We start from the raw sequence: 11,216 nt of genomic DNA, 5'->3' as shown, positions 1-11,216 counted from the left end.
TGATAATAGCAAAAAAGCTTTGTATCTTTGCACCCACAGCGCGGGATAGAGCAGTAGGTAGCTCGTCGGGCTCATAACCCGAAGGTCACTGGTTCGAGTCCAGTTCCCGCTACTAAGCAAACCAGATACGAAAGTGTCTGGTTTTTTGTTTTATGAAAAAGCGATGCTTGCATCAGCTTTAGAGATAAACAAAAACAGGGCGCAAAGCGACCATGGTTTTCTTGGTAAAGCCACCCCCAAGGCCCTTTCCGTAGTGAAACGAAGGAAAGAATCCAGTCCTCCTCGAAACTTTGGAAACCAAAAAAACAGGGCTCAAGGCGACCATGGTTTTCTTGGTAAAGCCACCCCCTAGGCTCTTTCCGAAGTGAAGCGGAGGAATCAATCTAGTTCCCGCTACTAAAAAAGCAATACTTGCATTGGCTTTGGAGTAAAAATTAAGTTGACGCAGAATCGCTAATCAGAAATTTCCTTACTTCTATACCTTAACTCTCCTGTTTCAATACCAATTGCAGTCTTGGCCAATATCGTAAAGACAAATGCTCCCAATGCCCAAATACCTAGTGTAACACCTATTTCAATACCTGTAGGCAGATATTCAACTATTTTTCCATAAGGTCCTGGAATAAAACCTGGAACAATTAAGCCAAACCCTTTTTCAATCCATATAGCGACAAATAGGACAAAACAACAGAAGTATAATACTTTGAGATTGTTTCTTAGTTTGCCAAAGGTGAGCATAATTGTTGCCATCACATTAAGCGGAATAGCTGTCCATATCCAAGGCAACAATGCACTTTTCCCATGTAGTCCAAAAAATAGATAGTAAGCACTCTCACTATGATGTGTGGGAGCATAAAATTCTTTGAATAATTCAGATACCAGCATTATTAAATTTATCTGGGCAGCTACAGTTACAATCAGAGCTATTTTCTTGATTGTTTTATCTTCTATTTTAAATTCTGTAAATGATCTAATTACTGCTAGGACTAAAATAATGAGAGCGGGTCCGGCAGCAAAGGCGGAGGCAAGGAATCGAGGGCCCAATAAGGCATTGTTCCAAAAAGGACGGGCCTGTAATCCTTGATACAAGAAAGCGGTGACCAAATGAATGCCCACAGCCCAAAACACAGAGAGCACAGCACCTGGAACATACACTTTTTTCATTGCTTCTTTTCCTTGATAATGTCTAAAAAGTATATAAAATGGAATACTAATATTTATGAATAGATATCCATTTAATACTATAACATCCCATGTTAGCATGGAATTTGGAAAATTAAAAACTCCTATTCCGGGCAACATATGCCAAAGTACGGACGGACCTCCCATATCAGCCACAACAAAGGCCAGACACATAATCAAGGCGGCTACGGCCAACCCTTCTCCTATAAGTACTGCTTGTTTAAAATCTATATCTCTTAGTATATAGGTAGGCATTACCAACATAACAGCAGCAGCAGCAACTCCTACCAAGAACGTAAAGTTTGAAATATAAAGTCCCCAACTAACACCATCAGACATTCCTGTCACACTGAGTCCTTTGTCTAATTGAATGGAATAACAATACATCCCAATGAGCATCACTAGGGTCAAAAATCCCATCCAGATATGATACTTTTTAGATCCTTTGGTAGTCGTATCCAAACTATCGATCACCAAACTTTTAAATACTTTAAATCGTCTCATTATCTATTGTTTTAAATCAACTTAGTGAGGTGCTGTCATTATGCCCTACACTTTGATTTATATACTTTCTCTTGCTATGCTTTTCTGATGGTTAATCCATAAAGTACCAGAACTTCGGTTCTGTTCCCAGGTCTTCTTTGAGCCTAAAGACCTTTTTGTTTTCCAATACCCATCTGATGGTACTATTGGGGTCTAAAAGGTTTCCAAAAATTCTGGCTCCAGTAGGACAAGCTTCAACACAGGCCGGGTTTTTTCCTTTTCTTGAACGTTGAACGCAAAAAGTACACTTTTCCATCACTCCTTTTTTACGCATTCTATTTCCTAGGTAGTGCTGGTTTTTGTTTATTTCATTTTCCGGCACTTCTGGTTTACTCCAGTTAAATCTTCTTCCATCGTAGGGACATGCTGCCATACAATAGCGACAGCCCACACACCAATCATAATCTATAACCACAAGACCATCTTCTTCCTTCCAAGTTGCCTGTACGGGACAAACCTCAACACAAGGCGGATTGTCGCAATGAAAACACTGCGTACCCATATAAAAATGACCTTCTGCAGGCACTTCGTGATAGTAATTATCATCTGCCTTATCAAACTTAAACCCTTCCCCATCTTTCATTTCATGGATACGGATATACTGCATTTGTGAATTTCTATCTTGATTATTCTCTTCTACACAAGCACTCACACAGTCCATATAACCTTGACATTTGGAAATATTAAAGGCATAGCCAAAGAGAACGTCCTCTTCTGCATTTTCTGCCGTCATACTAATATTTTTTCCTGTACTTAATTCATACGAACGCATCAGCCGATTTATAGTACCTTGTTTCTCTTCATCCGTCATCAATTTATAGTTCCCCTTAAACTGTTCTTCCCAATCAATCTGGGCCTTTTCTTTAGTGTCTGCACCAGTTGTTACACTGCACGATGTGCTAATGGCTCCCGCCCCAATGAGCAGACTAGCCGTTAGTTTTCTAAAAGCTGATCTTCTATCCATTTTGACATCAAAAACCTGTTCGAAACCATCTCTGTGTCGTTCTTCCCCAATTGAGGCATTTATGGCAGCCTCATAAAATTCTTCAGCATTAATTTCTTCTTTCTGGCTATTGCAACTTCCTTGAGCGTTACCGCATCCACAAGATCCTGAAGATTCTTTTTTATTTTTTAGACCTAGGTCCAGAGAGTACCATTTTTTATTTTCGCTCATACCTTTATTTTTAATGACCTAAACCTTCTTCACGATCTATAACCTTTTGTGTATTAAACTGTACCGGCCATCTTTTTTCATAGGCCGGACTATGGGGATTATGGCAATTCACACAGGTCATTGAGGCGCGTGGTGGTGCCCATCCTGCCACTTTTTTACCATGGGCCCCTCCTTTCCAATCTTCAAACTGACTAAAATGGCATTGAGCACAAAGCTTATAACTAAGGTTAAAATCTACGTTTTGACCAGTCAATGTATTAAGATTGTTCATGTCATTTCCATTATGACAGGTTGCACAATTTATAGTTTCAGTGGTAGCGTGATTAAGTTTTATGTTCCAATGAGCTTTTTGTCCCTCTTGGCCCTTCATTTTTGCAACAGGTTTGCTATGACATTCAATGCAGGCAAATGATTTAATTTGCCCCTTTCTTTCTGGTATGAAAAATATATGCTCCCCTTCTGTGATTTTGATTAGCTCTGTATCAGCCAATAACTCTTCAGACGTAAGTGTACCGTGATATGGTTTCTGTTCTGCTTCAATTTTATCAGTTATCGAATGGTATTCCACTTCCTCTTTGCAAGAGAAAAAGGATACTGCTAGAAGTATTAGAAAGTAATATATCAGTTTTCTATTTCTCATCTATTTTATCGAATTGTCTTAAAAAAGTACTAGTATCTAGTTTTGGCTGTATGGTGTTTTGTGGCAAATGGCATTGTCTACAGTTTACCCGTTCTGGATGTGTCACCCTAATTTCTTTTGGCGCACTCGGCCCAGCGTGACAAGAGATACAACTTTCTCTCATCTGTAATTGATGAGGGATCATAGGAGGACTTCCAGGCATTGCATTGTTCATGCCTTCACCCACCTGAGGCGGTTGTGCTTTTGAAAAGGCAAATTCCTTAAAAGTAGAGTTGGTATTTTTTGTTACGTGACATTGGCGACAATTAACCATTTCTGGATGTGGAGTCACAGGGGCGTACGCATTAAACTTTTCTACAAAGCCTCCATTTTGATGGCACTGTATACACGTGTTTCCGCCAAAACTTCGCTCTTTGGCAACTGGATGCGGAATACTTGGTGGAGCTCCTGGAAAGGCTCTATTGTCATAATAGTCCTTAAGCGAACGCTGATGGTTCTCGTCTATGGGCATATTTGCATTATCCCGACCGGCAATATTAAAACCATTAAAAACACCACTTTCCGAGGGAATGAAATTTCCCGTGGGCGTATCGATAATAGGCGTATATGCTCCTTCCAATCCCTGCTGGTAACTAAAGCTCCAAACAGTTATGAATGCTATAAAGAAGACTACAAAAAATGATATGATTCCAAGTCTCTTTCTCATTGTTTATACTTTTTCTACTTTAACAGCACACTTCTTATAATCGGGTTCTTTAGAAATGGGACAGAAAGCATCTAGTGTCACATCATTAATAAGCATATTTTCATCAAAGAAAGGAACAAACACTTGCCCTTTGGTTGGTAAGCCTCTTTCGTTGATGGAAGCAGGTAAAATACAAGAACCCCTTCGGGAAGTAACTTTTATATTTTCTCCATTTCTGATACTTAGTGTTTTTGCATCGTCAGGATGAAACTCTACGTATGCATTGGGCATAGCCTGATGCAATACCGGAATTCTGCGTGTCATAGAACCTGTATGCCAGTGCTCTATAACTCGCCCTGTATTTAACCAAAACGGATATTCTTGATCTGGCTTTTCCGGAGCATCCTCAAATGGGCGTTGCCAAATGATGGCCTTTCCATCTGCATTCCCATAAAAGTGAAATTCCTCTCCATTGGAACAAGCAGGATCATATTTGGCATTAAAACGCCATTGCGTTGATTTTCCGTTTACATAAGGCCAAATTGCGCCAGATTCTTTTTTAAGCACTTCTAGTGGCGCCATACCATGCTTTGCTCCTTTATGGAATTGCCTGTACTCGTTGTATATTTCTTCAACATGGTTTTCCTTACTATAGGGAAACAGGTCTCCATAGCCCATCCTTTTTGCCACTTCAATAAACATCCATGCATCTGGGGTAGTTTCTCCCGGCCCTTCTATCATTTTATCCCAATATTGGGTTCTTCGTTCAGAATTACCATATAGACCACCTTTCTCAATATGCCATGAAGCTGGAAGAATAACATCCGCCACATCCGAAGTAGGCGTTGGAAAAACATCTGAAACGACGACGAAACACGACTTCTTTTCCATACCTGGGCGATATCTACTTGTCTTGGGCAATGATACCAATGGGTTTGTAGCTTGTATCCATATAAAATTTATTTCTCCACGATCTACTGCCCTGAACATTTCCGTAGCGTGATAGGTAGGTTTAGCGGGAATTCGCTCAACGGGAACCTTCCAGATCTTAGCGGCCATTTCCCTGTCCTTCTTATTGGTTACCACGCCGTGTGGCAATTTATGGGTAAATGTACCTACCTCACGAGCCGTACCACAAGCAGAAGGTTGTCCTGTTAATGAAAAGGGGCCATTTCCCGGTTGCGAAATTTTCCCGGTCAATAAATGAATGTTATAAACAAGATTATTCATCCAGGTGCCTCGTGTATGCTGATTTAACCCCATACACCAATAGGAAACTACTTTCTTATTGGGATCACCATAAATTGATGCTAAATATTTTATGTCTTTTACCGATACCTTAGAATATTTTGAAACCTTTTCTGGACTATAATCCTTCAGGAACACTTTATAAGCTCCAAAATCTATTTTCTCCGGCTTATCTGTAAATTTGTAATTATCCTCAAGCCCATATCCCATATTGGTAAGGCCCTTACTAAATGTACAATGCTTCTCAACAAAGGATTTATTTACCCATCCGTTCTTTATTATCTCATAGCAAATTGCATTTGCCACGGCTAAGTCGGTTTGAGGTTCAAATAAGATGGATTTGTCAGAAGCTGTGCTGGAACGCGTAGTCCTAGTAGCGAAGTCAATAATTTTTGCCCCACGTCTGGTCTTTTGCTCTAACATTCTTGAGAATAATACTGGGTGCATTTCTGCCATATTATTACCCCAGGTGATGAAGTAATCCGCATGATCAATATCCTCATAACAGCCCATGGGCTCATCTGCCCCAAAAGTGGTCAAGAAGCCTGTTACCGCACTTGCCATACATAGACGCGCATTACAATCCAGATTATTGGTGCCAATAGCACCTTTCATGAATTTGGAAGCAACATAGCCTTCAGGTATAGTCGACTGCCCAGAGGTATACATGGCAACGGAATCTTTACCATGCGATGCAATGGTCTCCTTCATTTTTGTTGCTACAATATCTAAAGCTTCATTCAGAGGAGTCTTAACATAACGGCCATTTTTCTTGACCAAAGCATGTGTAAGCCTATCCTTGGATTGAATGCACATGATCTGGTGATATCCTTTTACACACAATAGCCCCTTGTTTACAGAGGAGTTGGGGTCACCTTTTACAGCGACCGCTTTACCATTTTCAGTACCTATAAGTACCCCGCATCCTACCCCACAGAATCTACAAGGTCCTTTTTTCCAATCCAGATTTGCGCCTTTAGGAATTCCTTTTTCTTGATCGCTTGCGAAAACAATTCCGGGAAAAATTGACGCTGCAGCTGTCATCGCTGATAACATGGCCATTTTCTTAATAAAGCTCCTTCTATTGGTGGTTGATTTGTACATGAACGTATTAATTTTGAAGTGTGTTGAAACCAGAGACTAAAGACAATAATTTAAGACTGCTTATGGCTTCTATTTTTTCTTTTAGCATTTCATCTTCCTTTTCGTCACGTGTATCTGTAACCAAAGCCAAAACATCTTGATTCTCTGCAGGAACAACTTCACATTGATCCAGACTTCTCAATGCATTCATTAATTCTTCTTTTTTCCCCGTGATAGCGTGGGCTATGTAGCTTTTTATTGGCATTAGTATTGGTTTTAAAATGAGAAAAGGTCGGTTGCAAAAAAATCACTACTGATATTTTAACAAAAATGTAAAAATGGAATTTTAAAAAATGTGACAAATGTCATTAATGGTTCAAAAAGTATGTGTTGTATTTGAATTTTGTCAACAGTTTTATTTTTAAATCCATCGTATGTGACCATAAAAAAATTGAACAACACCAATGAAATAGCAGTAAGATGGGCTTAGAAGAATGAAAAATAGGTGCAATCGATAAGATTGCGTTTCATATAATAAATAAGAACTGATTATTTATTTTATGATTTGTTAAGTTCAGTTTTAAAGAGATTAGGATTAATAATTAATTGAACCCATCCCCAGTTATTGGTATTATCATTAGGTCTTCCACCCTTTATCAGGCTCATACTCTCCGAAGCAAACATATGGGAATACCCAACGTTTAGACTTACGTCTTTTATTAGTTTTTGGGAATATACCAGGTCAATCTCTGTTCCCAAATATGTATCTGCATTGCCTGTAAGGTCTGCATTCGCTGCAAAATAATGTCCTTTTAACAGGACATTGGAATTTTCTCCTGTAGTAAATACCATTTTTGCATAAAAGTCATTAAGCCCTACATTATTAGCGTGATTGCCCACATAAAAATAATCCATAAAGCCATTAAACTTGTGATTGGTGCCATATAGGGGAAAGAAAGATTTATTTTTAGAATCTCCATCTTGGTTCGTTCCGCTTAGAATTTCAATCCCTGCCCCATAAAGTACTTTCTCGGTTTTATACGTCCCTTCAAGTGACAGTTGATAAGCAGCTAAATCTGTTGTGGCATTTGCATCCCCAAATTGATAATAAGCACTTCCTGTAAACTTTACATTTTGAATGGGAAATTCAAAATAAGATCCGGTTGTCTGTCTATAGGAAACACCATCTGGAATGTTGTTCGTATTGTCCGTAAAATTTTGAAATCCCGTATTCAAAAACAGAAAGCTTGCAGAGCTGTTTTCCCATGATTTCTTGAGATAGGCATACTGCATTGATTTATAAGAAAAAAACCCCTGAATATTAAACGCTGTTCCTTCATTTGTAGGTTCTTCTTGGCTGAAGGCACCAGCTATATCGAGCATTACATCATTTTTATTGTACTTTATGATTGCAGCATCATGAAAACGGCCTTGCATAGCCCAATCGAGGCCTCCAAAAATACGCTGATCATCATACGAAATAACCTGTCTGCCCACTTTGGCAGACCAGTTTTCATTAATGGATAATTGTCCCCATGCTTGAAATAACGAAAAAGAATCATTTCCGTCTATAGCGAGTAGTTGTCTTGTGTCTCCCCAGGTGCTCACGTCTTGAACAGCGATAAATAGTTGAAGTTTTTCTGCTTTATAACCAATGTTAAGCCGTGTGCGCTGGTTGACAAAAGCGGCAGGATCTGCGTCATCTGGAAACAAATTATTGAAACCGTGCCGATATTCAAAACGAGCTCTTAAATCTGCATCTACTTCTAGGGTTTGGCCTGAACTATTAATTGACGTTAATACGAGTAAAAAAAGGAGTACACTTGAAATTTTAGAATAGGACATTAGATCTAATATTAAATATAAAGCCCCAAAGATTAGCTATTCAATTGTAAGCAAAGATGACTTTTGTCATCTGCACAAAGGAATAATTTTAGTTTGGTCGTAAATAGTCGGATTTTTTAAATACCCGGATTCCAGCCAAGAGCAATAGCTACTTGTTTGTTCTCTTTGATTATTGAGCGTAACATATAGGGTCTGTCTGCCTCAACATTTTGTAAGGTATTCTCAATAGATTCACCGTCTATCAAAACCAAACCTGTAAAGTTCTTTTTAGGTTGATGGCCTAGACCATATCTATTGTCTTCTACAAGCAATAGCATCAACATTTTTTCTGGATCGTTTGTAGAGCAATAGATGCCAAGATCATCCCATAGGTACACTTTACTTTTAGATTGCTTCATTGGCTCTATACGTGTAGCCTCACCCAGTATATTTTTCAGGACTGAATAGTTTGTTGGAAAACTTACTGTAGTGTGATTGAATCGTATTTCATTATGATCACAATGTATGACAATAGGGTTTCCCCTTTTTTTTCTTTTGTTTATGTCTCTGAAGTCAAATAGTCCCATAAAAGGCAAGATATTTATTTTTTTGAGCATAGTTGATAAATTTGGCTTTATTCCGATTCATAGTTGTATTTAATGTAGAGTATCAGAATGCCAGATGGGGTAGATTCACTATACAGGCAATAAGAAATATTGGCTATATATCGCCAAATTTGAGGTTTCTTCAAACTAATAAGCCCAAACCACTTCAGATAAGGAGCGGTGGAAAGAAGTTAGTTCCAATAACAAACACTAACAGCACCAAAATCAACGAATCGGTTTCCTTGATCCGCTTCTTTAGATTCATTAATTCTATTCTAACTACAGAACAAAAAACAATTATTCGACCTATTGTTTTAACCTGATATGCTATATTTAGACTTATCAATTTGCATTTCTATGAAAATTAATCTTCTCCGCAAAAAATCTCTGTTTTTGAGTATCCTACTCATAGGTTTTATAACCACTTCAGGTTTAGCACAGCTTAAAAATCAAGACTACGCCAATTTAGTGGCTTTATTCAAAGAATGGAGAACTTTTGAAAATCCTCCTTTACGCAACGGAGCACCCGATTATACAAAAGAAACCTTTGAGAAAAGAGTACCCGCATTTAAAATCTTAAGAGATAAACTACGCAACATTGACACCATCTCCTGGCCTATTCCATATCAGGTTGATTGGCATATTGTAAATGCAGAAATGAAGGGGTATGAATTTAACCAAAGAGTGCTGCGCCCATGGGAAAGGGATCCCGCCTTTTACAAGTCGCTCTGGACAGACAGAAGTGATGTCCCTGCACATGAAGGACCAACCCACCACGGTATAACCGAGCTTTGGACCTATAAATTTCCTTTGGATAAGGAAGGTTCTAAAAAATTAATAACCGATTTAAAAGTTATTCCCGCAATAAATGAACAGGCAAAAATAAATTTGACAGGCAATGCCAAAGATCTTTGGATTGCAGGAATACGTGATATTAAAGATCAGAGCAAAAACCTAACCACAATAAAGGATTTTCCCGGAGTGTCTAAGGATAAAAATTTACTCAAGGCTATTGACAATGCCATTCAATCTACCAATGCTTTGGTAGATTGGCTTCAGACCGAAGCTAATACTAAAACAGGACCATCCGGTATAGGTAAGGATGAGTATACCTGGTACCTACAAAATGTTCATTTGGTGCCTTTGACTTGGGAAGATGAGGTAATGCTTTTAAAAACAGAGCTTACCCGAGCCTGGGCTGCTTTAAAATTAGAAGAACACCGAAACAGAAAATTGCCCCAACTTACCGATGCCAATACCCCTGAAGAGTACGATAATCGTGCAAAAGCTTCAGCCAAGAGTTTACTCAATTTTTTAGATGAAAATGAAATGGTAACTGTAAAGGACTATTTTGAGCCTGCCTTAAATCAACATCTTGGCGCATTTGTCCCCAAGGACAAACGCAACTTTTTTTGGATTACAGCGCATTATGATCAACGCCCATTGTATTCCCATTTTTACCATTGGTTTGAATTGGCTCGTATGGACACAGAACCCCATAAAAGTGAAATTAGAAAAGGCCCATTGTTATACAATATTTTTGATTCAAGAAATGAAGGTATGGCCACCGCCGTTGAAGAAATGTTTATGGATGCCGGTCTCTATGATGATCAACCGCGATCCAGAGAAATTGTTTATATCATGATTGCCCAGCGTGCTGCCCGTGGTTTGGGATCGCTTTATGCCCATGCCAATGAAATGACCATGGAAGAAGCGGGAAGCATCCATTCAGAATACACCCCTCGTGGTTGGATGAAAACAGAAAAAGAACTATTACTTTTTGAGCAGCATCTTTATCTACGCCAACCAGGTTATGGAACAAGTTATATAACAGGAAAATATCTAGTTGAAAATACGATGGCCGAATACGCTAGGATGAAAGAATTAAATAACGAACCTTTTGAAATGAAGAAGTTTTTCGACCAACTGAATTCCATTGGAAATATTCCTATATCCTTGGGACGTTGGGAATTGACCAATATGAGAACTTTTATTACTGATTAGCCCCGAATAGGTTGTAATTACATCAATCCCATCTGTATCAATTTAATGTGATATCCTCTACTTAAGTACTTTAAAAAGAATTCAGATATTAAATAGAATTCAATAAACAATATATAAATTATATAGAACCACCCCCTTGGTCCATTCCGAAGTGAAGCGGAGGTAAGAATCCAGTTTTTCATATAACTTTTAAAATTGGACTTTGTCCCAGCTTTGGAGACAAACAAA

At 38.6% G+C, this 11,216-nt stretch carries 9 protein-coding genes and 1 tRNA gene; 2 read left to right on the top strand and 8 right to left on the bottom strand.

Annotated features, from left to right (window positions below; all coding sequences use genetic code 11):
• The first annotated feature begins 39 nt into the window (after window positions 1-39).
• A tRNA-Met gene (locus ABXZ32_RS14100) sits at window positions 40-112 on the top strand.
• 341 nt (window positions 113-453) lie between these two features.
• Here ABXZ32_RS14100 and dsrP read toward each other — a convergent pair.
• The 8 genes from dsrP to ABXZ32_RS15790 form a co-directional block, all read right to left on the bottom strand.
• On the bottom strand, window positions 454-1,686 hold the full coding sequence (dsrP, locus tag ABXZ32_RS14095; protein WP_354619333.1) for a sulfate reduction electron transfer complex DsrMKJOP subunit DsrP: 1,233 nt from the start codon (window positions 1,684-1,686) through the stop codon (window positions 454-456).
• Window positions 1,687-1,777: 91 nt separating this feature from the next.
• Window positions 1,778-2,899 (bottom strand): 4Fe-4S dicluster domain-containing protein, encoded by a 1,122-nt coding sequence (locus ABXZ32_RS14090; protein WP_354619332.1) that lies wholly within the window; start codon window positions 2,897-2,899, stop codon window positions 1,778-1,780.
• Window positions 2,900-2,909: 10 nt separating this feature from the next.
• Window positions 2,910-3,539, bottom strand: a complete 630-nt coding sequence (locus tag ABXZ32_RS14085; protein ID WP_354619331.1) for a cytochrome c3 family protein — start codon at window positions 3,537-3,539, stop codon at window positions 2,910-2,912.
• Window positions 3,529-4,245 carry a cytochrome c3 family protein gene (locus ABXZ32_RS14080; protein WP_354619330.1) on the bottom strand — a complete coding sequence of 239 codons (717 nt, stop codon included), beginning with the start codon at window positions 4,243-4,245 and terminating at the stop codon, window positions 3,529-3,531. Before ABXZ32_RS14080 ends, ABXZ32_RS14085 begins: the two co-directional genes overlap by 11 nt.
• A 3-nt stretch (window positions 4,246-4,248) precedes the next feature.
• The gene (locus tag ABXZ32_RS14075; protein WP_354619329.1) at window positions 4,249-6,576 is read right to left on the bottom strand and encodes a molybdopterin-dependent oxidoreductase; all 2,328 of its coding nucleotides are present in this window, start codon (window positions 6,574-6,576) and stop codon (window positions 4,249-4,251) included.
• Between the two features lie 7 nt (window positions 6,577-6,583).
• Window positions 6,584-6,820, bottom strand: coding sequence for a hypothetical protein (locus ABXZ32_RS14070; RefSeq protein ID WP_354619328.1), 237 nt, complete (start codon window positions 6,818-6,820; stop codon window positions 6,584-6,586).
• 293 nt (window positions 6,821-7,113) lie between these two features.
• The gene (locus ABXZ32_RS14065; RefSeq protein WP_354619327.1) at window positions 7,114-8,400 is read right to left on the bottom strand and encodes an alginate export family protein; all 1,287 of its coding nucleotides are present in this window, start codon (window positions 8,398-8,400) and stop codon (window positions 7,114-7,116) included.
• Window positions 8,401-8,516: 116 nt separating this feature from the next.
• Complete coding sequence (locus ABXZ32_RS15790) at window positions 8,517-8,966, bottom strand: DUF7738 domain-containing protein (RefSeq protein ID WP_456291328.1); 450 nt, start codon at window positions 8,964-8,966, stop codon at window positions 8,517-8,519.
• A gap of 375 nt (window positions 8,967-9,341) precedes the next feature.
• On the opposite strand from ABXZ32_RS15790, the gene ABXZ32_RS14055 reads away from it, so the two are divergent.
• Entirely contained in the window at window positions 9,342-10,988 is a 1,647-nt protein-coding gene (locus ABXZ32_RS14055) for a hypothetical protein (protein ID WP_354619325.1), read from the top strand.
• The last annotated feature ends 228 nt before the right edge of the window (window positions 10,989-11,216 follow it).

Origin of the sequence: Sediminicola luteus (assembly GCF_040566555.1) — a bacterium.
Lineage (GTDB): Bacteria > Bacteroidota > Bacteroidia > Flavobacteriales > Flavobacteriaceae > Sediminicola.
Note: the sequence above shows the minus strand (reverse complement) of the source record. Positions and strands in the feature narration are given on the sequence as shown.

Bases quoted from the DNA above. Each gene is read 5' to 3' on its own strand.
- ABXZ32_RS14085 (WP_354619331.1), bottom strand. From the start codon at position 3,539: ATGAGAAATAGAAAACTGATATATTACTTTCTAATACTTCTAGCAGTA.
- dsrP (WP_354619333.1), bottom strand. From the start codon at position 1,686: ATGAGACGATTTAAAGTATTTAAAAGTTTGGTGATCGATAGTTTGGAT.
- ABXZ32_RS14065 (WP_354619327.1), bottom strand. From the start codon at position 8,400: ATGTCCTATTCTAAAATTTCAAGTGTACTCCTTTTTTTACTCGTATTA.
- ABXZ32_RS14070 (WP_354619328.1), bottom strand. From the start codon at position 6,820: ATGCCAATAAAAAGCTACATAGCCCACGCTATCACGGGGAAAAAAGAA.
- ABXZ32_RS15790 (WP_456291328.1), bottom strand. From the start codon at position 8,966: ATGGGACTATTTGACTTCAGAGACATAAACAAAAGAAAAAAAAGGGGA.
- ABXZ32_RS14080 (WP_354619330.1), bottom strand. From the start codon at position 4,245: ATGAGAAAGAGACTTGGAATCATATCATTTTTTGTAGTCTTCTTTATA.
- ABXZ32_RS14090 (WP_354619332.1), bottom strand. From the start codon at position 2,899: ATGAGCGAAAATAAAAAATGGTACTCTCTGGACCTAGGTCTAAAAAAT.
- ABXZ32_RS14075 (WP_354619329.1), bottom strand. From the start codon at position 6,576: ATGTACAAATCAACCACCAATAGAAGGAGCTTTATTAAGAAAATGGCC.
- ABXZ32_RS14055 (WP_354619325.1), top strand. From the start codon at position 9,342: ATGAAAATTAATCTTCTCCGCAAAAAATCTCTGTTTTTGAGTATCCTA.